Origin of the sequence: Pseudomonas silesiensis, assembly GCF_001661075.1 — a bacterium.
Classification (GTDB): Bacteria; Pseudomonadota; Gammaproteobacteria; order Pseudomonadales; family Pseudomonadaceae; genus Aquipseudomonas; species Aquipseudomonas silesiensis.
In genome coordinates this window covers 6,033,632-6,057,192 of sequence record NZ_CP014870.1, presented here as the reverse complement: position 1 = coordinate 6,057,192, position 23,561 = coordinate 6,033,632, and the positions used below count along the sequence as shown (strand labels likewise).

Genomic DNA, 23,561 nt, shown 5'->3' with positions numbered 1-23,561 from the left:
TGCGTATGAAACTGAAGTTTAAAGTCCAGCCCTACCAGACTTATGCGGTAGACGCCTTAGCCGACTGCTTTATTGGCCAGCCAAAATCCTCGGGTGTAAGCTATCGCGTTGACCCTGGAGCTAAGTCTTTCGCGCCGGTGGCACCACAGCAGATTGACTTGCTCGGTGCGGAGAGGATTGAGCCTATTGAGGCTGGTTTCAAGAATGCAGAGTTAGTGGTGAGCGCGGCGCAGTTGTTGGGAAACATTCAAGATGTGCAACGCCGTCAGAACTTGCCGTTATCGGCGGTGCAGGCTAGAGATAAACATACGGGCTGCACCATCAATCTCGATGTGGAGATGGAGACAGGCACTGGTAAGACCTATTGCTACATCAAGAGCATGTTCGAGCTGAACAAACGTTATGGCTGGAGCAAGTTTATCGTTGTAGTGCCGAGTATTGCCATTCGTGAAGGTGTCTATAAGTCGCTGCAGATCACGGCCGAGCACTTTTTAGAGAGCTACGACAAGAAGGCGCGCTTCTTCATCTACAACTCCAAGCAGCTGCACAACCTGGAAAGCTTCTCTTCGGATGGCGGCATTAACGTCATGGTTATCAACGTCCAGGCGTTCGCAGCCCGTGGTGCAGATCAGCGGCGGATCTATGAAGAGCTGGATGACTTTCAATCGCGCCGCCCCATTGATGTGATCAAGGCTAACCGGCCGATTCTGTTTCTCGATGAGCCGCAGAAGATGGAGGGAGCCAAGACGCTGGCTTCCTTCAGCGAGTTTAATCCGTTGATGATCGTGCGCTACTCGGCCACTCACAAAACGGAGTACAACAAAATCCACCGCCTTGATGCGCTGGATGCCTACAATCAAAAGCTGGTGAAGAAGATCAGCGTGCGCGGCATCACTGTTAAAGGCCTGACCGGTACCAACGCTTATCTATTTTTACAGGACATTGAAGTCTCGACCAAATCGCCTGTGGCGCGAGTTGAGATGGAAATCAAGCAAAGCAGTGGTATCAAACGAGTAATGCGCAAACTCGGCCGCAACGACAATCTGTACGATCTATCTGGTGGACTGGATCAGTACAAAGGCTTCGTGGTTGCTGAGATTGACGCCCGTATCGATACACTGAGCTTTACCAACGGGGTGGAGCTAGTTGCCGGAGAGGCCGTGGGCAACGTGGATGAGGCCGCCATGCGGCGCATCCAAATCCGCGAGTCGGTCAAAGCACACTTTCAGAAGGAGATGATGCTATTTAGTAAGGGCATCAAGGTGCTGTCGCTGTTCTTCATTGATGAGGTGGCAAAATACCGCCAGTACGACGCAACCGGCGAATCGCCTGGCGAGTACGCGCAGATCTTCGAGGAAGAGTACAACGCCTACCTCACCGACGTGATGACGCTGGAAGACACTCCCTACAACCGCTATCTCAAGGGTATTCAGGTTCGCCAGACCCATAATGGCTACTTCTCTATCGACAAGAAGAGCAAGCGCCTAGTCGATCCCACAGTGGGGAAAAAAGCTACTGAGACCGACGACGTGGATGCCTACGACTTGATCCTTAAGGATAAAGAACGCCTGTTGTCATTCGACGAACCGGTGCGATTTATCTTCTCCCACTCGGCTTTGCGCGAAGGCTGGGATAACCCCAACGTCTTCGTTATTTGTACCTTAAAGCACAGCGATAACAGTATCTCGCGGCGCCAAGAGGTGGGTCGTGGAATGCGCCTGTCCGTCAACCAACAGGGTGACCGTATGGATGATCCGGCCACCGTGCACCAAATTAATGAGCTGACGGTGGTGGCCAGCGAAAGCTACAAGGACTTCGTTGGTGCACTGCAGAAGGACATCAGTGAGTCTTTGTCGGCACGGCCGCGTGAGGCCACCGAGAATTACTTCAAAGGAAAAATTTTACAAACCCCAACTGGCGACGTTGAGGTCTCTGCGCAACTGGCCAAGCAGATTTACAAGTACCTGCTGAAAAACGACTACACCGACGACAACGATCAGATCACCTTGACCTACCATGAGGCCAAAAAACAAGAACAACTGGCAGAGTTGCCGGTTGAACTGCAGCCCTATGCAACTCAGGTATTTCAGCTGATCGATAGCGTCTTCAGTGCGGCGCAAATGCCGGAGATTGGTGATGACCGCAAAGCCAAGATCAATCCCCTTAATTCGAACTTCGAGAAGAAGGAATTTCAAGCGCTGTGGAACAAAATCAACCGTAAAGCCGCTTACACCGTTCATTTTGAAAGCAATGAGCTGGTGGGCAAGTGCGTGGCAGCGTTGGATGCTGAGTTACGGGTTAAACCGATGCAGTACGTTATCGAGCGCGGCAGCCAGTTGGAGAATGCCAGCTTCGACGATATGAAGAGTGGCTCGGCCTTTAAGATCGCCGAAAGCTCGACCGAAAAGTACAACCACTCCGTTCATTCGGCGGTGAAATACGATCTGATTGGCAATCTGGCTGAGGACACCCAGCTAACACGCAGTACCATTGCCAGCATCCTCAAAGACATCAACGTGGCAGTCTTCAGCCAGTACAAAACCAACCCGGAAGACTTCATCGCTAAGGCCTCTACGCTCATCAATGAGCAAAAGGCCACAGCTATCGTCGAGCACATCGCTTACAGTCCGGTGGACGAAACCCATAGCTCTAACATCTTCACTGCAGAGAAACCCAAGGACGATTTCAGCAAGGCCTTCGAAGCTAAGCACCACGTCTATGACTACGTGTTCACCGACTCCAGCATCGAGCGTAAATTCGTCGAGGAGCTGGATGCAAGCACTGAAGTGGTGGTTTACGCCAAGCTACCGAAGAGTTTCTTCATACCCACGCCGGTAGGCAACTACAACCCAGATTGGGCTATCGCCTTCCAAGAGGGCAAGGTGAAGCACGTTTACTTTGTCGCCGAAACCAAGGGTTCAATGTCCAGCATGGATCTGCGTGCCATCGAAGCCTCCAAAATCGCCTGCGCTCGCAAGTTCTTCGCCAAGATCACCTCAGCGCAGGTGAGGTACGACGTGGTGGATGGGTTTGGGAAGTTGATGGAGTTGGTGAAATAATGAAAGCTACCGAAGCCAACTTACTCAAGTTTCTGCGTAAGTCGCCGCAGTTTGTTATTCCGATTTACCAGCGTAATTACTCCTGGACTGAAGCGCAGTGCCGTCAGCTATGGGCGGATCTACTGCGGGCCGGACGTAATGAAAAGGTTAACGCGCACTTCATCGGCTCCATTGTCTACATTGAGCGTGCATTGTCATCAGTCACCAGTCAGGAAGCCCTGCTGGTCATCGATGGGCAGCAGCGATTGACCACGAGTACGCTGCTGGTTGCCGCTCTGGCCAGCTATCTTAAAGGTCTCGCCCCTGACAAATTAGATCCGTTCGAGGATTTATTGGAGGCCTTTTCTCCCCGGAAGCTGCGCAACTACTACCTACTCAATCCTGATGAGGATGGTGAGCGCCACTTCAAGCTGATCCTTTCTGAAACCGACAACGATACGCTCCGCGCAATCCTTAAAGACACGCCCATGCCTGCCGAAAGCAGTACGCGTGTCTATGAGAACTACCAGCTTTTCCGGGAGCTCTTGACGCAACATCACAACGAGCTAGACGCAGTGTGTGAGGGTCTGGCAAAACTAGTGATTGTCGATGTCTCGTTGGATCGCGCCCAGGATAACCCCCAGCTAATCTTCGAGAGCATGAATTCCACCGGACTGGAACTCAGTCAGGCTGATTTGATCCGTAACTACATCCTCATGGGGTTGGAGCCCAATCTGCAGACAGAGCTCTACAAGAGTTACTGGCGTCCGATGGAGAAGGGCTTTGGGCAGGCAGCTTATACGGTGCATTTTGATGCGTTCATGCGACACTATCTGACAGCAAAAACTGGAGAAATCCCTAATGTCCGAGAGGTGTATGTCGCTTTTAAAATCTATGCGGGTGGACTTGCCCCTACAAAACCGGACACCAACTCCCCGTTAAATTGATGCTGCCGCCAAGCGCCTGAACTCCCTCGGTGAACGGTAATTCAAGGCGCTGTGCGGATGCTGCTCGTTGTAATGCTCGAAGGCAATTGCCAAGTTACGCAACGCCGTTTCTCGATCCGGCTTAGGCATGTGCGCCACGTAGTCACGCTTGATCGTTTTCACGAAGCTCTCGGCCATGCCGTTGCTCTGCGGGCTGCGAACTGGGGTGGTCACCGGCTGCAAACCGATCTGTCGAGCAAACAGGCGTGTCTGTTCGGCGGTGTACGCCGAGCCGTTATCGCTGAGCCATTGCACCGGCGTGGTCGGCAGTTGATCACCGAAGCGCTTCTCCACGCTTTCCAGCATCAAGTCGCGGATATCATCGCCACTGTACCCGGTCGGGCTGGCGACCCACCCGATGGCTTCGCGATCACAGCAGTCCAGGGCGAAGGTCACGCTCAGTTTGGCGCCGTCCTCGCAGCGGAACTCAAAGCCGTCCGAGCACCAACGCGTATCGCTGGTTTGCACCGCAATACGTCCTTCGTGCCGACGCGGCACGCCGGGTTGTTTGATCCGGCGTTCAAGCAGCAGGTTGTGATCACGCATCACCCGGTAAACCCGCTTCACGTTGATCGCGGGTAGCAACTGGGTTTCACGGGCGCGACGCAGCAATCCCCAGACTCGACGGTAGCCATAGCTGGGCAGTTCACTGACCTGTTGCTGGATTTCGGCCACCAACTCAGCGTCGTTCACAGGCCTGCTTCGCCGTATTTTGGGCGATACCGATTGCTTGATTCGAACCGTTAATTGCGAGCGCGCCACACCGAGACATTCGCTGACCAGCTTCACTGGTCGTCCCCCGGCAACAAGGGTGAGTGCGCAATCCATTTTCGCGACCGGGCGATCTCCACGGCCTCTTTGAGGATTTCCGCTTCCATCGTTTTCTTGCCCAGCATCCGTTGCAGTTCACGGATCTGCTTGAGCGCATCGCTCAACTCGGAGGCAGGCACCACGGCTTCGCCGGCACTGACCGCCGACAGGCTGCCGTCCTGATACAGCTTGCGCCACAGAAACAGCTGATTGGCATTGATACCGTTGCGCCGAGCGACGACCGACACACTTTGTCCTGGCTCAAGGCTCTCGCGAACCATGGCCAGCTTTTGCTCTGGGCTCCAGCGGCGCCGCCGCTCCTGGCCCAAAAGCTCCCCACTCTTATCGTTGCTGTTAGTCATAAACATAACCGTTTGCCTATCCCTTATCGTAAGGGGGAAACGGTGTCCTGTCTTTCATGGGGCTCGTTCAGCGGGTACCCTCTTAGGTAACATTTCCGACTTGGTTGCGGATATCCACGGCTATGCGACCTACTATTGCGCCATTGCGCTTGGCGCAGAGTCACAACCTCTACTCAAGCAGGTCTTCCATGACCTACGGGAGCTTAAGGTCGACGTGGCCTATCCTTTCCTGCTCGATGTCTATCATGACTACAAGCAGGGTCGGCTCAGTGTCGAAGAACTACATCAGGTGGTTCGGTTGGTCGAGAGCTACGTTTTCCGTCGTGCGGTGTGCTCCATCCCAACCAATTCGTTAAACAAGACTTTCGCTGGACTATCGCGCACTCTGAAGAAGGATCGGTATTTGGAGAGCGTTCAAGCCGCTTTCTTGCTTCTGCCGTCCTATCGCCGCTTTCCGGCCGATGAAGAGCTTCAGCGAGAACTCAAACAGCGTGATCTCTACAACTTCCGTAGCCGTAGCTACTGGTTACGACGTCTGGAGAACCACGGCCGCAAGGAGCGCGTGATGGTGGAGGATTACACCATCGAGCACATCTTGCCGCAGAATCCTGAATTGCCCACGCAGTGGCAAGCGGAGTTGGGGCCAGACTGGCAGACGGTTCAGCAGACGTGGCTGCATACCTTGGGTAACCTCACGCTTACAGGCTATAACAGCGAGTATCGAGATCATCCTTTTAACTACAAACGTGACCAAGTGACTGACAGAGATGGCAACCCTGTCGGCTTTGCGCAGAGTCCGTTAAAGCTTAACAAAGGCTTGGGACAAATCCAGGTATGGAATGAAGAGGCGATCAAGTCTCGCGCTGATCGCTTAGCAATAGAGGCGACAAAGGTCTGGAGCGTGCCGTTTGTAGGCGCTGATATTCTCGACGCCTACCGCCCGACAACGATTCAGTCTGGCCAGCAGTACAGCATTGATGAACATCCCTTCCTGGGTGCTGGCCCTATGCGCGAACTCTTTGAATGCTTGCGTACCGCCGTTCTGGAGCTTGATCCTTGCGTCAACGAAGAAGTACTCAAGCTCTATATTGCCTTCAAAGCGGAAACCAACTTTGTCGATGTGGTGCCGCAGGCCAAACGTCTGCGCCTGTCGCTCAACATGCCCTTCCAAGAGATCGATGATCCCAAAGGCTTGTGCCTCGATGTGACTAACCTTGGGCGCTGGGGAAATGGGGACGTTGAGATTGGCCTCGCTAGCAAGGACGAGCTGCCCTACGTCATCGGTCTGATTCGCCAATCATTTGATAGACAGATGGGGGACAACTTCAGCGCTTGATGCCGTCGTCAGAATGACTGTGAAGGAAAAAAATAAGGGCATGATGCTCATGGTTTTTCCTTGGGGATTCAAGATTGGTATGAGTTGCTGAGAGGCATCCCATACCAGTGACTGCCCTCTACTATGGCTGCGAAACACTGACCCAGTCGGCGCGCATAAATGGGCAGGGCTCGTATGCCTACCTCAAGGATGTGCTGAGGCGGCTGCCAACACAGCTGGCTAGCGAAATTGAGCAATTGCTGCCGCATCACGGGGTGCCGGCCTGACTTACGCAAGGTGAGTTGGACTTACGCTTACGTTGGGTCAGTCGAGACGACGCTCCTGCTTGGACCTCCCACGACGACGGCAGCGGGCTGAGTTGCTATGTGTGCCCCGTCGATCCACATAGCCGGCCCTGACACTACGCCCTTGCTCCGTTACATGGGGAACAGGTCAATCGCAAAGATGCTGTTGGAGGCCTTGCTGCTGTGGTAGGCCGCGCGCGGCGCCAGTGATGGAGAAAATAGATGGTGTCGGGTGAGGTGCTGCTCGACGGTGGCGTACACCGACAGAAAGAACCGCTCCAGCGCATTGATCTCAGTACCCTCATGATCCTGATAGAAGTACGAGAGATACCCTATTGCATCGCGATCGTGGATAACCGAGCCCTTCTGGAGATGGTAGGAGTGATTCAAACCGGTGATTTCATCCGGGAGGAAGTGGAAAGTGTCGTGGTCGAACTCCTGATAGTCACCTTGATGCCGATACGTGTGAAAGTGCCGGCTTACAGTCCCTAGCGTGGGGGCATTGAACATGAAGAGGTAGGTCTTCGCTTCCAGTCTCAGGCTTTCGAAGCTCTGGAAATAACGGATCACATCATGTAACGCCGCCTTATTGATCGAGGTTTTCACTTCGATGATGGCGATCACCGCCTCCGCCGGCACGACAACTACACCACCTACCCGATAGAACGGGGCATACCAGTGGGAATCGTAAATCAAAATATCGCACTGCTTAGAAAGACCGCCCTCCTTGTCGATGATAAAGCCCTGCTCGACGCCGACCGCCCCAGGCAAGTGATCGTTGAGGAATTGGCGCAGCACTGCTTCCGCCAGCGCGCCAGTGGTGGGATTGTGCCGGCTGATATACACCTTAGCCTGGGCGATCTTGCTGTGCAGTTCTTGACTTACATGATCAAAATAATGGCTCACGCCAACTGTTCTCCCTTAGGAAGATTGGTAGGTGTATTCACCGGCCCCTTACCCTGAATCGTATTCAGTACATCTTTGAGCATGATCCCTAGGCTCATCTTCGTTTGGCTCCTCCTATACGAGCTGCCTTCCTCTCTAAACGAATCGCATAGACCTCGAGCACCTGCGCTACAGCCTCGCAATAAGGCTCCATGTTGCCTGAGCGATCTGGCTTGCGTAGTTCCTCAGCGCGGCGGCGGGCGGCTGCTGCGCTGGGCCTGCGCCCTAATGCACTTAGGATCTTGGCCCCGCGATCGTTCACCAAAGCGATGTGGTTCAAATTCAACACGCCTGGTGCCGATGTATCGACAGCCTCCGGCGTCAATCCTTCGATCTCACCGTTTTCTCTAAATCGAAAATGCACAGCCAGCCCTCTCATCGTAGGGCTTACAAAGGGATTTTGGGCAGGATCGTATGCGCTTTTTCGAACGGCTCCGTACTCACAGGCACCGCCAGGCTGCGGAACGCAGGCCAGTAAATTTGTCCAGCTCACCGAGCTGTCAGCGTCGTGTTGTGAGCGCGGCAGGATATGCTCGATGTGCGCTTGCCATTTGCCGTCACGATGAACGATTTGCTTCAGGGTGTAAGCGCATAGCCCTGCCTGCTCCTTAACCAATTGGCTAAGCATGGCCTCTCTTGTTGCACCGTCGAGATAGTCGTAGTGAATGTTCTGCGGAGATGTCCTATTGCTACGTTTCCAAGCTCTCAATACGTTGCATTCTGCCCCTTTCGACACTGTCCTCACTCGCCATCCTCCTGTCCTGACGAAATGGGGTCGACTTTCTCTGTGGGGTCAAACCATTCTAGAGATTCCTCAAGACGTAGCACCTCTGGCAAGATACCGAAACTCTCCCGTAGAGCTGCTAAAGCTTGGCGAGCTTGGTCGTACTGCTCATCCTCAATAGCACGCTCAACCTGAACGATCTCGGATTTAAAACCAGTGTTCCGGGCGTCGCCCTCCATCAGCTCTTCTAATACCTCGCCACTGCTCAACCCCAACGCACGTGGAGCGTGGCCAAGCAAGTGGCCGCCGCGTAGCAGCATGACGGATTCAGGGCGGAGCTCCCCCACCACTTGAGGTGAGTGCGTGGTGATGACGAACTGGCAGTTCGGAAAGGTGGCTTCGAGCTTGGCTACGGCTTCACGTTGCCAGCGTGGGTGCAAGTGAAGGTCAAGTTCATCAATCATGACCACTCCAGCACCCTCGTTCGGGTTGGTGAGGTTGGGGTTGAGCACGCTCAACCTACGAGCCATGTCGCCCACCAGTGCCAGCATGTTGCGCTCGCCATCTGACAGCTGAAGCACATTGAACTCGTCACCTCCCTTGCTCACCGTCATACGCATCTTGGGCTTGCGGCGCACACGCACGCCGTCAAATCCCGTAAACGTCAAAATGGCCTTGCGAGCAGCCTCCAGCCCACGGTCACGAAATGCCGGGTCGTCAGTGCGCATCTCATTTTCGGCATCCTCGAAGTTCCGGAACCAAATGAAGAACCGCTTGAAATCGGCACCGCCGTGGTCCAGTGCGTCCTGGTAAATCTCACTCGCATTGTGTTGCAGCTTCTCGCGCACACGCATCGGCACGTCTAGAACTGCGCGGTTAACGTCGTAGTAAACCGCTAACGGTCGGTCGTGGAATGCCTGGGTCTCTGACGCCGCATGGACCCACTGCTCGCTCAACGCTTTGACTGACTCATTCAGTGCGTCAAGATCACTTTTCCGGAGTGGGTCGCCATGCGCGCCCTTCTTGCGATTGGTGACCGTGGCCCAGGTCAACGAATTACCGTTCAGCTCAGCCGTTACCTCAATGCGAGCGAATTCGGTCCCGTGGCAAATGTCGTCCAAAGCGATGGGACGTGCCTTCTGCGCGTGCCCATTGATTCGCCAGATCAGCTGCGACAAGGCAATGGCCAGTGCATCCAGTATCGTGGATTTACCCACGCCGTTGACCCCGACAAAAGCTGTAGTGCGCTGGGTGAAGTCAACCGAAAGTTCCTTGACCCCCCTGAAATTTAGGAGACACAACTGCGTGACCTTCATGGCTAGCTCTCTTTCGCGGCTGTCATATTAGCCAGAGTAAAAAGGGTGATTATTGATGCGGTTGTCATTGTACACGGGGCGGTCTCATCGTACTCGCCATCTCAAGCTGCTTCATGCGGGAGGTCTCGGGAGCGACTTATCTCAGGAGTTCCTGGTTTATGATTGGAACGACTCGCGTGTCAGTGGGGTGGTCTGGGTCTGCAGTACTCAAACTCTCCTTGGTAAGGGCTAACTGATATTTCGAAGCACAGTGTTTTTTTTCCAGAGTTGAGGTGGTTGGTGATTTTGATCTGTACTGAGCTCTTTAATTAAAATCCTGGCTGCAGTAGGGGGTGATATTTTCGGTATTGGTAATATGTTTATAAGAACTATTGCGTTCATGCGTAGTGCTATGTGCTGATGCTCATGTAGTACTTGCGCTGCTACAGTTGTGAGGAAGTAAGCTGTTGCCTATTACATTATGCAGCTCGCTGTTAATCGATTGTCGTTCGCTAACTTGTTTAAGCGATATTTATTCATTAGTATTGATAAATCTGGCTGTTTGGTTCTAGTTGTGTGGTCATGTATTGTTTATCTATCTCTACAGGGTAGATGAGCTTGGTATTATAGCCGTTGTAAAAAATTACTAAGCCTCACTCCGATATGTATTTAACGTATCGGAGTTCACTCATGAAGCGTCATCCAGGAAATTCTAATCTCATGCTCTGCTGTGAGGATCATTACCTTGGTTTGCCTATCCAAGTGAGTAAAGGTCCTTTTGTTCGAAACTATCTATATAGTCTTAATAGAGTGATCCAGCGAGCGTTGGACGATTGTCCGCGTGTTTTCGCTTTCAGATTTGATTTGCGCTTTCCCGCTGCTATAGATCTGCCTGACTACCTGTATACGAACAGGGTGATGGACCGCTTCCTGGAATCCTTCAAGGCGAAGATCAAGCACAATCGATTAAAGGCTGGTTCGTCGGGAAAGTATATCCATGACACTAAAGTACGGTATGTTTGGGCGAGGGAGATCGGGCTCTTGGGTAAGCCCCACTACCATGTTCTCATCTTGCTCAACCGAGATGCGTTCACTACGCTTGGAAATTTTGAGCCAGGAAGGGATAACATCTTCAATCGTCTCGTAGGATCCTGGGCTAGTGCCCTGAGACTATCAGTCGATGAGTGTAACGGCTTAGTGCATATCCCAGATAAACCTGACTATCGCCTGCATAGAGATGATGAGCTGGGGCAGCAAGAGTTGTTCTACAGAGCCAGCTACCTCTGCAAGTCTGCTACTAAAGCCTATGGGGATGGTCAGCATGGGTTTGGAGCCAGCCGGGTCTAAGGTAGGAAATATCGTCGATCAGTTGACGCGTATTCCCCCCTTCTGAGCAAATGCCCTGTTTCCTAGCTATCCGATTGCCACTACAGTGGTGCCCTTTTACTAGGAGGGCACCATGGCATCAATGATTGAAGTGACTCAGGATGTAGTTTACGAACTGTCAGGCAAGAAGATAACTATCCCGGCAGATTCGATTGTTCAGTCCTCATCTGAGCTGCTGGAGGCTCAAAAATTCAAGGAGGATGGTGAAATCTATGCGTCTTTGTTCACAGGGGCTACCCAGGCTGGGGCTGTCGTATGGCGCGTCACGGCTGATTACGGCTTCACAACTCCAAGCATCGACGGGCTCGAGTTGGTGGAGTGCCCTGAAGGTATCGAGATCATCCAGAGCTTGGCGGTTGAGATCGTTGAAGTCGATTATGAAGAAGATGAGTGTTGAGCCACCTGCATTTCGTTTGAAATTACCCCAGTAAAACCGGATACCGACACCCGTTTACTTGATAGCGCTGCATTCCATTTCGATTGTTGTGGTGATTCAGCGGAGATGGCTCGTTCACTTCCTTGGGGTTAGCTATCCCTGTAGTTCAGAAGTTCGTTCTGCCTGAAGCTGGATTCACCGCAGGGTAGTGTGAAAAGAGAGCTCTATCGGGTTGATGGAATAGCGCTCAGGACGAATGCCCAGGAGACAAGATGAGATCAAGCCGAGACGATGGCACATACAGAACAGAGCATGCGGCAAATTGTCCTCATTGCGGGGAGCCGCATCATTACGTCGAGATCAAATTTCAAGGTGAAAACGACCCTGGCTATTGGGAGGTTGATTGCCCTAGGTGCAATCAACCGTTCGTCATCGAGCTCAACAATCCTCTAGAGTCTGGCAGCAAGCTTTGCAAGCAAATCAAAGCAAGGCATGAAAAGTCATTCGCTGGGGATCGGAGCACAGTTGCCCATGACGTTTTCCGACACAACATTGATCTGAACCTCAATGTGTGGCGGTTCAACTACTCGGCAACCCCGCTCTATCAATGCGCGAAGGGCTCGGCTGATTTAGAGAGGCTCGCCAAGACAGCTTTGGGAAACGAGATTTCGGCAGTTGTTAAAGCCTACCACGTCGCGCAGAACTATCTATTGAAGGGTGGTCCCCACCACGACTATGCAGTGGTGCGTGTGCCCGTGGAGTGTTCGTGCGGAGGGAGGCACACGGCCACCTTTTATGCGCGGCTTTTGATGGGCGCCGGCACCGGACCTACATCGGAAAACGACTTTCTCCTTGCGGATGTTTCCGGCGCAAAGTTTGAGGAAACGTTGGATGGCATTGTGTCCAAGGACGATGCAATGGACTTGCTTGAAAAGTTGATCATCCGTTGGAATCTGCTTGCCGAGCAAATTCTGATCGTCTCACCGTTCGTGGGCACGACATTCATGTCTTCAGAAAAACAGTTGGCCGTATGGGAGTGGCTGCTTGGCATACTGGACTCTGAGAAGTCCATTTTCTTGACGCGTGGAGCGACGTGGACGGCCTATAGGAAGGCCATGGAGGAGGACGGAATTTCGGTCAACCTTCTAGAGAAATTTGGCTTGGAAAACAGGCTTGTCGCCATGGATGCCAGGAAGCAAGATTTCCATGCAAAATTCTTCGCCGGTATTTCCGAGAGCGTGTGCGAGGTCATGAGTGGTTCAGCCAATTTGGTTCGCGGTCCGTCTGTTGAGAACATTGGGTTTAAAGCGATGAACAGACCCGCGTTTGAAGAGCGCTACCTCGAAAGAATGAAGTTAAAGACCCCGCTTCCCGCGCCGAAGAGAGCTTCAAAATATTGGGTTTTGATCGATCGCGAGCCAGAAGGGTGGCGTTCCAGACCGATGTTTGACGTCCCTTATATTGAAAGACCAAAGCCAAACACTCTGCCAGAAAGCTCGTCTGATGTTGGGGCTGGTCACTGACATCGCAGTGCTATAAGCGAGTGACAAACTCAGGGCGTTCTGATTGGGGCTTCTACGTTGGTGGCACTGGGGTTAGGACTGCAGATCGATGGCTAAAAAAATAACTGATGGGGATCGTGCCGATGACCGCCCTAGCATCAGCCAAGGGCAGTCCATCGGACGGTGTGAGCATAGGCGTTACAGGTACCCCTGCTCAGCCATCGATCTGCATCCCTCATATCCCACTGCGACATGATCCAATGTTCGGGTGCCAATCATGTTTAGTGCGTTCTTGATGTTGGTGGTCAATGTGCGATCGGCTTGACAGGTCTCTGAGTCGCTGTTGTGCACCTTATGTACTAGGATCACGGCGGCAGCGTTGTGCTCCAAGGCGACCTTAACCACTTCCCGTGGATATACGCTGACCCCGTCTAGGGTGCCTCCGGATAGCTCTCGGAAACCAATCACCCGGTACTTGGTATCAAGCAGCAATAACGCAAAGACTTCATGCTCGTGGTACTGCAGCAGTGTTTGTAGGTGGCTGAAGACCTGTTTCGGCTCAGTCAGTGCCCGACCTTTCGACAACCGACTCATCGCTAGTTGTTGCGCCATCTGCAGGATGTCGGCCTCGGTGACCGGTGAGTCCATGACATAGGTCCCGGTCCTTTCATTGGCTATAAGCTTGTGATATTTCATGAGGGTATTCCTATATGAATGCGTGAGAACGGGGGATTGAGAAATGCGGTTACTGGGCGGTGGGTCTGCCCTTGTGTCGCGTGGCTTGCGACTGCAGCTTTTGCGCGAGTGAGGGTTTGGTAGGCGCAGCCAGTTGGGAATGGGGCTCAACATGGCTGGGCTGATCTTCAATGGCAGGGAAGAGCTCCTCGACGACGGCGCCGGTGTCCTCCTCGCTGTCCTCAAAGGCCCCATTGTTAAAGCCCTGCCGGGCCGCATGATCAAGAGCGCTTTGGTTAAAGCCGGAGGCCTGCCGGGTTTTGTCGAGCTGCTTGGCTTCCAGTAAGGCGTCTTCTAGACTCAGGCCGCTGCGCACCGTGATATCGACGTAGAAAATCGGTGCACCGTGGCTCTGCCGCGTGGACTTACCACGCAGACGCAGTTCCAACGGCAGGCAGGCTAATCGATCGCCGGAGATGGCTTGTAGGTAGTGCAGACGTGCTGCCAGGGTACGAATGCTGTTGTAGCCCGTGGTGCGAAAGACAAAGCTGCCCAGTGGATCTTCATTCCCGATGGCAACATTCAGTCGTCCGTAGGGCTTGCAGGCTGCGCCTTGCGCCAGCGAACAGCCATCCGGTGAAGGACAGGGCAACGACTGGATTCCGTCCTTGGTCAAACGCTTGCATGTTTCACCATTGCCCACGCACAGCGGCCGGCCGGTAGCGCGGTCGAACAGGCTGTAGTCAGCCCGAAAGTTCAGGTCCGGCTCGTTGAACAGCAAGCGGATCGGAATGCTGCGCAGTTTGCCATCCTGGCCATTGCGCAGCTCCTCATTGTGCGGGTGCATTAACCAACCGTCGCGGTTTTGGACTTGCGAGGTGATGGTGAATTGATCGTCTTTCTCGGGCAGGCGCTTGCCGTTTTTCTCGACGACCTTGCCGATGGAAATACGCCCGAGTACCGGAGGGGTGATGGCTAAACCTTTGAGCATGGCGGTTATCCTTGATCTGAAAATAGAAAAGCCACCGGGACGTAAACGGTCCGGGTGGCTTGGATGAGGGAAACGGTTTAGCCAATCAGGAAGCGGCGGCTGCCTGTTTTGATCTTGGGATAGCGGGCTTGCAGGTAGGGTTTGTCCTTGAGCATCTGTTCGACGTTCAGAGCAATGCTGTCCTTGGACTTCTTCCAACTGATATAGCCCTCGGTAAACTCCGCACGGGTGGCTGCCCCCATGGCTTGCTGCAGGACTTGCTTGAGCTGCGCCTCACGCGTCTCTTGCTGAGCAATGTTCTGGCGAACAGCCTTGAGCTCCAGGAAGGTGCTGGCCAGTTCCGTGTGCTGGCAGAGGTCCAGGGTTTGACCATTGTCCTCGGGGTAGAGGCAGCGCAACGCCGCTTCGGCCGAGTCTGTACCATCGGCCGGTGGCGGGGTGTCACTGACCACGTAGTCCCAGAACAGCCGCTCCAGGTCGATCAGCCGAGCAATCATCGACTCGTCTCGTTCGATGCGGTGGATCTCCAGATGCTGGCCGCCGAGCAGTACAGCCACATCCGCCGACTGCTTGCCTGTCACGGCCAGCTGGTGCATGACCTGCAGCTGCACATATTCGGGCACGCCCTCATTCCAGAGACGTGCGCCGTTGATGCCGGCTGTTTTGCATTCGAGGATCTGCACATCGTCGGCGCCGATGACCTCGCGGTCGATGTTGGCCAGCATCCAGGGCAATTTAGGATCAGGATGCTGCAACACGGCATTGATGCGACGTACCCGGCGCCCACTACGCTTGGTGTAATGAGTCGCGACAATCGGCTCCAAGATGTTGCCCCAGTAAGCAGGGCTTTCTTCGTCATTGGGATCTATTTTGGGCAGTGAGGTATCACGGCCAGTTTTCTCCAGCCACAGCTCCAGCTGGGATTTGTAAGGGTTAAGACCTACTGCGGCGGCTGCATCCGAGCTGCCGATGCCTTGTTTACGCACGGCCAGCCAATTCTCACGCGGTAGTTGTTTGGTACCGACAAGGCGCAAGGCGGGGCGGGGTTTACTGCAGGAGTGTTGCAGCGATTGCTTATCCATGATGTTTTCCTATCCGGTATAAAAACGCCCGGCCAGCAGAAGCTGACCAGGCGTTTTAATCGTTGAGTAGGTGAGTGAGGCTAAGCGGCGAGTTGCAGTGCAGCATTCAGTGCGCGGTCTTTGAGGACGGCCCCGGCCCCGAACCACGCAGAGTCCATGCGGTACTCAGTACTCCTGGCGCGTCGCTCGTGATCGACATACTCCGTCACGGCGTTGAGCAAGCCCCATGCAGTTCCTTGAGCTGATGCAAGCGTGGCTCCACGACCTTGGCCTTCGTACAGCCCTTGGACTTTGCGCAGCGCTCGCTCATTCGGAAGCACTTCCGGCAGCTTGCTATTGGGGGCCACATCACACAGCACATTCATGAAGAAGCCCATCGCCTCATGCCACTGCACCTTGCGCTCCGCCAGTGCGCGCATGCGGTACATAAATTCATCCCATTGCGAGACGGCGATGCCCAGTTGTTTCTTCACGGTCTGCGGATCAAAGCGCGTATTGTGCGGCACCTTGATTGCACGGGTAGCGCCGTTCAGGGAGATGGTCAGGGTGTTGTTGCAAACTACACGCACGGTGGTCGGGGTCGCGGTGGTGGCCAGCGTGCCGTCACAGGATGTGGCTAACAGAAGATAGCCATTCACCTGATCGTCCCCCTTCAGCACGGTTGTCTGCCCGGTTCTGGCCAGAGCCCAGAACTTGCGGCCACCTTTGAGTATCCCTGCTGTTTCCAGCTCATAGCCGGAGACCTCAGTCAGATCTCTGTAGAACTCCAGTACCTCACGAGGCTGCACGACCTGGTAGCGGTTGGAAACCACCGACAAGGGGGCCTTGGTGTCAGAGCGGTAGAGAACCTTTTGTTCCGGAAAGGAGTGAATTGTGCCTAGGTTGCCGACAGTGTCGGCCTTGAAGTGAACTGGGCTGTCCTGGATTTGCCAGTTCATGCCGGCTTCTCGCTGCCAGACCTCAAGCGGTTGTTTTTGCGTCAGGCGGTTACCCAAACCATGCCAAGGGGTAGCGCCAACGTATGCCATTTGTTCGACGAGATGAGCCATGGGAGTGATTCCTTTGGGTGCGTACCGGCATAAATGCTGCGCACGCGCAGCATTTACCGAAGAATGTTGTAAGAGGATTAGGCTGGTAGGTTGAAGCGATGATTGCAGGCGAGACAAAGGTTGTTGGCGAACACATGGCGATCGAGTTTTTCGCCAAGTTGAGCACCGAGGGCACAGCCGCCTGCACCTCCAGCGAGCCCGCCGAGGATGGCACCAGAAACTGTGCCGAGGGTGATGCCAAGAGGGCCGGCAATAGCGCCGACAGAGGCGCCCACCTGGCCTACTGCCAGGGCGGCGCTCGCACCACGAGCGGCTCCGCCGACGGTTCCAACAGCTGCGCCAATCTTCATGGCTGTTTGTAAGGATGCGATCTTGGGGGAGTTACACAGAGGACATTGCAATGACATGGTTCTGAGCTCCATCGGTAGATGTCATTGCAGTGATGTATGACTGAAAATTTTTTAATCGACAGCTCTCACAACTGCTATTTCCGCTACTAATAGCGAAAATAGCAGCTTGCGCCGGTAATTTTTGTGAGTTTGACTCGCAAAAAAAACTACTTGTTTCTATTTTGTCAAGTCGAGTGCTTGCAATATTTTTCGGCTGTAAGCAGGCGGCGCGCCACCGCTGCTCAAAGTCCCTAGCATCGCAATCTTTCGATGAATTAGCTGGAGGGCGGAGAGATGTGCATCACTGACAATAAAGCCGGTAACGTATTCGGCTTGGAGCAAAGTGGGAAACCAGCTATCAGAGTGCTGCGTTTGAAACTGGTTTTAGAGCGGGTGGGGGTAAGTCGCTCAACTGTCTACGATTGGATGAATCTGAATTCACCGAGGCATGATCCTTCTTTTCCACATCCGATCAAGCTCTCGAGTGGGGGCGGCAGGTGTGGGGCTGTCGGCTGGATCGAATCTGACCTCTGCAGCTGGCTTGATTCTAGGATTGCTGCTGGCTGGGGAGGGCGCATGCGCACCGAAATTAAAAGTAGCGTCTGTCAAAGAGGCGTCGGTGCAGCATTAGTGGCTATCGGGGCGGATTGCTAATGACGTCCTACTACGGCCTCAAAAGAGACTTGCCACCGTGCGGTAGTCCTTTCCCGAGATGTGCACCTTTGCCACTCCTTGGCGCTGCAATTAATGAGGCTCAAAATAATATTCAGGCTCCATTACCTCTGATCTTCTTCAGTGCGCTGACGGCTATTTCTGTATCACTCCAAGGGCTCTTTGATGTGCGAAAGCCAAATGGTCAATGCGTTCCAGTTTCGTTAATGCTTTTGACTATTGCAAACTCTGGAGAGCGCAAATCAACGGCTGAAAGCATCTTTTTAGCTCCAGTAAGAGAGGTGCAAGAAGAGTATGGGGTGGTGTATCAGACGATGATTAATGAGTGGGTAACTAAATGCAAGATATGGGAGGCGAAAAACAAAGCTATTCTTAGATTAATAGGGAAACTTGTGCTCAATGGAAGATGCACGCAAGAAAGTGAGCGTATTTTGTATGAGCATGGTAATAGCAGGCCAGCTAAGCCTAAGCAGTTTAAGATTTTGTATGATGACTCTACGCCTGAGGCTTTGTTTCTGGGGCTTCATCAAAATCTACCGACGGCCGGTTTGATTTCTAGTGAAGGTGGTGGGGTGTTAAATGGGCGCGCGCTGAATGACCTGCCAAAGCAAAATTCTATCTGGAGCGGCGATTCAATTACTGTTGATCGTAGAACTACAGAAAGCTACGAACTTAATGAGGCGCGCCTAACGGTTTCCATAATGGCGCAAGAAAGTGCGTTTAAAGATTATATAAAACGTCTAGGTGAAAAAACTCGAGGGTCTGGGCTTTGGGCTCGTTTTTTAGTCTGCTATCCATTGTCAACCCAAGGTTCAAGGCTTATTAAGAATGGAACAACGTCCTGGGAGCATTGCACTGTCTTTTCCGAGCGCCTCAAAATAATTATCAGGCAGAATGCGACTTTGCTAGATAGCATCGATAGCCCGAAGCGTCAGACAGTCCAGTTCTCTCCTGAGGCAAGTGAGCGCTGGTTGGATATTTTTAACGCTATTGAATCAGGTATCAATAAGGATGGGAGGTTCGAAGGATTTGGTGATCACGCCTCAAAATTAGTCGACAATATTTCCAGGGTGGCTGCGCTATTTCATCTATTTGAGGGTTTTGATGGGGACGTGTCATTACAGACGTTGGAGTTTGCAGTTGAACTATGTCTTTGGTGTTCAGATGAGTTTAAACGTATCTTTGCGATACCAATGCAGGAAGAAATTGATGCCGTGCAATTAAATATCTGGCTTGATCGTTATCGAAGTAAGGGCTTTGATTATGTTTTTAAGAATGAAGTTTTACAGCGCGGTCCAAACAAGCTCAGAGAAAAGGAGCGTTTAGATAGAGCGTTGTCCGTACTGCGTAATCAGGGTAAAATTGATTTTTCTAGAAGTGGAAGGGCTCGGCATATTGAATTAAACGGCCCGCGCGCTCGTTCTTGGTAGTTTTGAGAATTGGCAGTTGTCCTTAGCATTTCTAAGCTACTTGGTGTGAAGCAGCAATTGTGTGGTAAGATTGGAAGTGAAATATACCAAGATTTAACTATCAGGATGTTACGTGAAGATGCTTTTCCTACCATTGCTTCCGCAAGAGATTTCCACTCTAGATGCAGAGCGTATTTCGATAAAGGTGGGCAGGGTTTTACGTGGGGTGTTTAAAGAGTTCTGGCCGGATGAGCTTTATTCTGGATTCAGAAAGCGTGTAGAGAAAATTATTGATGCCCAGGACATTGGGTCGGATGAAATAGCATCATGCTACTGGAATGCCGGTGAAGCTGTTGAGCATGCTGATACCTTTATGGTTGGATTTTTCTTTGCTAGTCTTTATTATCTATCTTCACTGAAGGCGCTAAAATTAGAGGATGAAAATAAAGCGTTAACTTTGCTTACCTATGCATCTTATCATCTAGGGTTTGTTGATGGATATCAAGATTTCACTAGGCACGCTGAAATTACTATAAAAGGGCCATCTAGCGGTGGACGAGCCAACAAGCGCATTAGAGAAATGGTGAGCGAGTATTTGGTTGGTTTGCTCAGCGACTCTCCAAGCGAAGGGTGGAAGACTCAGGTGGATACAGCTGAAAAGCTCTGTGAAAAGCTTGATGGCTTCATTGTTTCTAATCGGTTTGGAAAAGTTGTACCGAATGCTGAGAATTTTATTAAGTTTGCACTAAGGGCCAAAGGCGTTCCTAGGGATACCTATCTTTTAAAAATGTCCAAGCATAGATGATATTTGTTTGGTTTGTGTTTTCTGGTAAAGGCAGAACTTAATTTCAGGGTGGTCCGAGTTGGAGTAGAAGAACTTTCAGCCCTGGTCACATAATTACCTCGAATTAGCATAATTTGAAACTGACATTGGCTGGCAGTGGGAGGGATAGGCCTAGTGCTTTGTCGCCATGTTTCGCGATGTAGTTGAGGCTTTGTTGGCGATCAGTTGAAAGCCAGTCTTCATTCCAGGGGCTGCGGACATTGAAATTTAACTCTGCCGGTTGAATTGAACTATGATAAATTATTTTTGCAATGGCTTGATCGTCAGGGTGATGATGTCCTGAGCCATTAGTTGATATTAGCCAAGTCTTGCATCGTAATGATTTAATCAGGCTTTCAGTTATGTTGAATCTGCTAGCATGGTGGGGAACTTTGAAAGCATCTACCTCTAGGCAGCCCTCTGGACTCAATTTGCGAATTGCTCGTTCCAGGTCATCAGCCCACGCATCTCCTGTCAAGATAACTCTGCGGCCAGAGTATTCCAACATCAACACGATGCTGCTAGCGTTAGGAATACTTGGGTCCGGACGTTCCGGCATGTTAGCAAGATCTCTAAGGCGGTGCCGCGTTCGGGGAGCGTTGTGGCTACCCATAGCTTCGACTCCGTCGTCTGGTGCAGCTGGACGAGTTCTTAACAGAGCCCTAGCTAGTTGTTTTTTCCATTCTGGTTTGAGTTGGTCAAGTCGCTCCCGTGATGGACCGAGTACGGTGACTTTCATGCCGCCCGATAACTCGAAAATAGGGAACGGGCTACACTTTGGCGCTACAACCGCTCCTTTTTTGAAAGCTACATTCCAGTGTCCGCTATCGCGTAGCCATTGAGTCAGTTCGTCTCCCTGGTTGGCCCCCAATGATTCAGTATCGAGGACTTGGGTTGTGAGCTCTAGATGGTCAAAGCCATTGAACCACACATCCTTAATTTCCAAACCTGCCAAGGGAGGTCGTCGCACGAAGCAACTCAGCATGCCTCCGATATGGTCACTATCAATATGTGTTACGACTGCGAGCTCGAAATTTCTATTTTCCGGTTTGAGTGCTTTTATTTCTTTGTAAAGTAGGTTTCCGGTTTGAATTGTCCCCATATCCACAAGCATTTGGTAAGGCTTTTTTTCGTCGCCCCAGACAATCCACAATGCGTCACCTTCGCTGGCAGGAAGCATCCGTATTTCAAACATCAGCATTATTTCCTGAACTTTTTTGTGGTAGTGAAAGACATAAGTAGGTAGATCGCCAATTTATATATGGTGAAATCCGTCCTAGGTATTCAAGCGCAGTATTGCGTTGTAACGATTCTTTGTCTGGCCATTGTCGTAGAAAATTAATTAGCATGGAGAATGTGTCCCTGTAAAGTATAGTCTGTTCGCTAGCCGCAAGCGCTAGTTTCATCGAGCTATCAGGGTATTCGTCGCTCATCAGGCAGGCTAACAAAATCTTCCCATCAGGTAGCCATGGATACTTATCATTAAATGATTCTAGCCATTCAACATCATCTTTCAGGCGATCGGCCTTAAATAAAGCTAGTGCTCCAATTAATATCCCTGTCGGATCCTCGACTTGCGATGTGAGGTACTTTAGCGAGTCTTTAGCAATTTCAGCTGCGTTGCGTAATCGGTTGCTTTCATATAGACGCTCCATGGCTGATGCTACGGTGCGCCCTTGAGAAAGTCGCACGCGAGGTATGCCAAAGTCTTTCAGGGTGTCGGCAAGTAGGTGGCAGAAGACTGAGCGATGGTGTGTCCCATTACTTAACGGCAGACTGAATCTATGAAACTCGTCATTACAAAGCACGGTGATAGTTGAAACCTCGAGCATCTCTCCTGTATGGCGCACTATCATCTGATTTTCAAGTTCATTTATCTCTAATCCAGCACTAGCGCCGTGTAGAGAAAATTGTGTACTTTTTAAAGAAATAATTTCGTTATTCTGAAGTGTCCGAAAGTCTTCGTCTTTCAGATGACTGTCTATGCTTTCAGCTAACTTGAAATTTAGTTTGAGCGAGGTTGTTTTGTTGGGGTGAATTCTGACGATGTGCTCTGACTTTTCACCAGCATCGTTTAATGCACTGACTTCATAGATGCCAGGCTTAAGGTCAAATTCACGAAGAGTATTGCAAGATAAAAGCGCGAGACTATGGTCGCGAATGCTGATTTCTGTCTTTCTACCACCTCGGTTTAATCTCGAGGCTATGGTTACAGTTAAACTGCCCGTGGGCTGCGGTGAGTGATCAAAAGGCTTCATTTTTTCAGTTCCACACGGCGCATCGGTGGTTTAAAGTTATATTCGCTGGCGTAAGCATCGACGGAGTGACAGCATTTCCAGTTAGCAGAATAAAGGCCTGCCGGAATTTCAGTGTCTAGTGGCCAGTTGGAATAATTCTCAACCCAGTGTTTACCTGATTGTTTAAGGTTGAATTCCGTATGGTTAGGACGATCTGCTTCGGGTCCGACATCAATATGTAATTGGACGTTAGGCGTTGTCTTGTAAACATGTAAAACTGCTGGAGACGAGCATCCTTGGCACTCGACGTATTGATGGCGACCCTTTTCAAGGGCAAACTCTGGAACTGCCTTATCTAAGTAGCTTGATAGGCTAGGAGCAGAGACGCGCCAAAGTGATCCGTGCTCTCCGTCAGAGTCTGCAGCTTGTGCTGATCTTAATCCATGTAGAAGCGCATCACAAAAGAAGGTAAGGCCAGATTTATTGGCATATGCTTGCGTGCCGGTAGAACAAGAAAGGAACAGTGAGGAGTTTTTTCTTATACTGGAGCGGCGGATGCTTTTCTTGTATGCGCCTTCCATTTTCTCATAAAACTCTGCAATCTCCGGGCGTTGTCTGCAAGTGTCGACGAACCAAAATTGTGTGTGTGCTGAAGTGTCGAAACGTAATGCTTGCCTTAGATTGAAAATGTCAACTGAGCCTTCGAGGCCAGAGTCGACATCTCCTCCAAAGTCGTTGAGTAAGAGAATTGCTCCCTCCGAGGTTAGCTGCACTCCATGACCGGAGACATAAACGATCGCAATATTAGACTCGTTACCTATCAGGTCATTGTGGAATTCTTTGAACTGGTCCTTAAAGTTTTGCAAGGTAGCGGCACTGTTCCCCCCTAGTAGCGACTGAATATCCGGATGAATGTGCTCGTTGGGCAACGAAGGTGAAAGCAATGTGCGTAGGCTACGAAGCGGCGCTGCAGGATTGTGATATTCATTAAGTAACCAAGCGGCGAACTCAGAGGCCGACCGTGCGGCAGCGTTGAGCTGGCCCATGCCGAAATCAGACGAGGCAGATTCAGAGCCTTTTGGTAAGTGTTCATAGGCGCTCACGCCGACCACAAACGCATGAGTTCCTGGCTGGTTTAAGCGGTCAGCAAATACTAGTGACATGCGGGCAAGCTACTCCTTTGCCTGTTG

21 protein-coding genes and 1 pseudogene are annotated in these 23,561 nt (G+C 51.7%); 10 read left to right on the top strand and 12 right to left on the bottom strand.

Annotation, left to right across the window (positions count from 1 at the left end; all coding sequences use genetic code 11):
* The first annotated feature begins 5 nt into the window (after positions 1-5).
* Positions 6-3,059: a type III restriction-modification system endonuclease gene (locus PMA3_RS26830; protein ID WP_064680001.1), complete on the top strand. Its 3,054-nt coding sequence runs from the start codon at positions 6-8 to the stop codon at positions 3,057-3,059.
* Positions 3,059-3,985 carry a DUF262 domain-containing protein gene (locus PMA3_RS26825; protein ID WP_237140674.1) on the top strand — a complete coding sequence of 309 codons (927 nt, stop codon included), beginning with the start codon at positions 3,059-3,061 and terminating at the stop codon, positions 3,983-3,985. Before PMA3_RS26830 ends, PMA3_RS26825 begins: the two co-directional genes overlap by 1 nt.
* On the opposite strand, the gene PMA3_RS31260 is transcribed toward PMA3_RS26825, so the two are convergent.
* Positions 3,977-5,196, bottom strand: a protein-coding gene (locus tag PMA3_RS31260) for an IS3 family transposase (RefSeq protein ID WP_420848550.1) whose coding sequence is annotated in 2 segments (ribosomal slippage) — positions 3,977-4,851 and positions 4,851-5,196 — 1,221 coding nt in all. Because the reading frame shifts where the segments join, the coding sequence is not laid out codon by codon here. The genes PMA3_RS26825 and PMA3_RS31260 overlap by 9 nt on opposite strands.
* 100 nt (positions 5,197-5,296) lie before the next feature.
* Here PMA3_RS31260 and PMA3_RS26810 point away from each other — a divergent pair.
* Both PMA3_RS26810 and PMA3_RS31255 read left to right on the top strand, forming a co-directional pair.
* Complete coding sequence (locus PMA3_RS26810; RefSeq protein WP_237140673.1) at positions 5,297-6,532, top strand: GmrSD restriction endonuclease domain-containing protein; 1,236 nt, start codon at positions 5,297-5,299, stop codon at positions 6,530-6,532.
* A 134-nt stretch (positions 6,533-6,666) separates the two neighbouring features.
* Positions 6,667-6,798: pseudogene (locus PMA3_RS31255) on the top strand (transposase domain-containing protein); the annotation flags it as partial.
* 150 nt (positions 6,799-6,948) lie between these two features.
* Here the strand turns inward: PMA3_RS31255 and PMA3_RS26805 are convergent.
* From PMA3_RS26805 to PMA3_RS26795, 3 genes are all read right to left on the bottom strand, one after another.
* Positions 6,949-7,722 (bottom strand): DUF6602 domain-containing protein, encoded by a 774-nt coding sequence (locus PMA3_RS26805; protein WP_064679999.1) that lies wholly within the window; start codon positions 7,720-7,722, stop codon positions 6,949-6,951.
* 94 nt (positions 7,723-7,816) lie between these two features.
* Positions 7,817-8,389, bottom strand: coding sequence for a hypothetical protein (locus PMA3_RS26800; RefSeq protein WP_064679998.1), 573 nt, complete (start codon positions 8,387-8,389; stop codon positions 7,817-7,819).
* A 113-nt stretch (positions 8,390-8,502) separates the two neighbouring features.
* Positions 8,503-9,801 (bottom strand): AAA family ATPase, encoded by a 1,299-nt coding sequence (locus PMA3_RS26795; RefSeq protein WP_064679997.1) that lies wholly within the window; start codon positions 9,799-9,801, stop codon positions 8,503-8,505.
* Positions 9,802-10,470: 669 nt separating this feature from the next.
* Between PMA3_RS26795 and PMA3_RS26790 the strand changes: the two genes are divergently transcribed.
* The 3 genes from PMA3_RS26790 (at position 10,471) to PMA3_RS26780 (ending at position 13,065) form a co-directional block, all read left to right on the top strand.
* Positions 10,471-11,127, top strand: coding sequence for an inovirus Gp2 family protein (locus tag PMA3_RS26790; RefSeq protein ID WP_064679996.1), 657 nt, complete (start codon positions 10,471-10,473; stop codon positions 11,125-11,127).
* Between the two features lie 112 nt (positions 11,128-11,239).
* Positions 11,240-11,563, top strand: a complete 324-nt coding sequence (locus tag PMA3_RS26785; RefSeq protein ID WP_064679995.1) for a hypothetical protein — start codon at positions 11,240-11,242, stop codon at positions 11,561-11,563.
* 251 nt (positions 11,564-11,814) lie between these two features.
* The gene (locus tag PMA3_RS26780; protein WP_064679994.1) at positions 11,815-13,065 is read left to right on the top strand and encodes a phospholipase D-like domain-containing protein; all 1,251 of its coding nucleotides are present in this window, start codon (positions 11,815-11,817) and stop codon (positions 13,063-13,065) included.
* A gap of 177 nt (positions 13,066-13,242) precedes the next feature.
* Here the strand turns inward: PMA3_RS26780 and PMA3_RS26775 are convergent, their stop codons facing one another.
* From PMA3_RS26775 to PMA3_RS31250, 5 genes are all read right to left on the bottom strand, one after another.
* Entirely contained in the window at positions 13,243-13,740 is a 498-nt protein-coding gene (locus PMA3_RS26775; protein WP_064679993.1) for a JAB domain-containing protein, read from the bottom strand.
* A gap of 49 nt (positions 13,741-13,789) precedes the next feature.
* Complete coding sequence (locus tag PMA3_RS26770; protein ID WP_064679992.1) at positions 13,790-14,710, bottom strand: recombination directionality factor; 921 nt, start codon at positions 14,708-14,710, stop codon at positions 13,790-13,792.
* Between the two features lie 77 nt (positions 14,711-14,787).
* The gene (locus tag PMA3_RS26765) at positions 14,788-15,792 is read right to left on the bottom strand and encodes a YqaJ viral recombinase family nuclease (RefSeq protein WP_064679991.1); all 1,005 of its coding nucleotides are present in this window, start codon (positions 15,790-15,792) and stop codon (positions 14,788-14,790) included.
* An 80-nt stretch (positions 15,793-15,872) separates the two neighbouring features.
* The gene (locus PMA3_RS26760) at positions 15,873-16,841 is read right to left on the bottom strand and encodes a DUF932 domain-containing protein (protein WP_064679990.1); all 969 of its coding nucleotides are present in this window, start codon (positions 16,839-16,841) and stop codon (positions 15,873-15,875) included.
* A gap of 77 nt (positions 16,842-16,918) precedes the next feature.
* Positions 16,919-17,248 (bottom strand): hypothetical protein, encoded by a 330-nt coding sequence (locus PMA3_RS31250; RefSeq protein ID WP_082930435.1) that lies wholly within the window; start codon positions 17,246-17,248, stop codon positions 16,919-16,921.
* A 276-nt stretch (positions 17,249-17,524) separates the two neighbouring features.
* On the opposite strand from PMA3_RS31250, the gene PMA3_RS31245 reads away from it, so the two are divergent.
* The 3 genes from PMA3_RS31245 (at position 17,525) to PMA3_RS26745 (ending at position 20,116) form a co-directional block, all read left to right on the top strand.
* A complete protein-coding gene (locus tag PMA3_RS31245) occupies positions 17,525-17,884 on the top strand; it encodes a helix-turn-helix transcriptional regulator (protein ID WP_082930434.1) in 360 nt (119 codons plus the stop codon).
* Positions 17,884-19,332 carry a YfjI family protein gene (locus PMA3_RS26750; RefSeq protein WP_064679988.1) on the top strand — a complete coding sequence of 483 codons (1,449 nt, stop codon included), beginning with the start codon at positions 17,884-17,886 and terminating at the stop codon, positions 19,330-19,332. Before PMA3_RS31245 ends, PMA3_RS26750 begins: the two co-directional genes overlap by 1 nt.
* A 112-nt stretch (positions 19,333-19,444) precedes the next feature.
* Entirely contained in the window at positions 19,445-20,116 is a 672-nt protein-coding gene (locus PMA3_RS26745) for a hypothetical protein (protein ID WP_152032293.1), read from the top strand.
* Positions 20,117-20,219: 103 nt separating this feature from the next.
* Here PMA3_RS26745 and PMA3_RS32595 read toward each other — a convergent pair whose 3' ends face one another.
* From PMA3_RS32595 to PMA3_RS32365, 3 genes are read right to left on the bottom strand one after another with little or no spacing between them, the layout of a single operon-like run.
* The gene (locus PMA3_RS32595) at positions 20,220-21,329 is read right to left on the bottom strand and encodes a ComEC/Rec2 family competence protein (RefSeq protein WP_152032292.1); all 1,110 of its coding nucleotides are present in this window, start codon (positions 21,327-21,329) and stop codon (positions 20,220-20,222) included.
* A complete protein-coding gene (locus tag PMA3_RS32590) occupies positions 21,322-22,392 on the bottom strand; it encodes a hypothetical protein (RefSeq protein ID WP_152032291.1) in 1,071 nt (356 codons plus the stop codon). The genes PMA3_RS32595 and PMA3_RS32590 overlap by 8 nt, the downstream gene beginning before the upstream one ends.
* Positions 22,389-23,534 carry a caspase family protein gene (locus PMA3_RS32365; RefSeq protein WP_109413303.1) on the bottom strand — a complete coding sequence of 382 codons (1,146 nt, stop codon included), beginning with the start codon at positions 23,532-23,534 and terminating at the stop codon, positions 22,389-22,391. The genes PMA3_RS32590 and PMA3_RS32365 overlap by 4 nt, the downstream gene beginning before the upstream one ends.
* Positions 23,535-23,561: the final 27 nt, after the last annotated feature.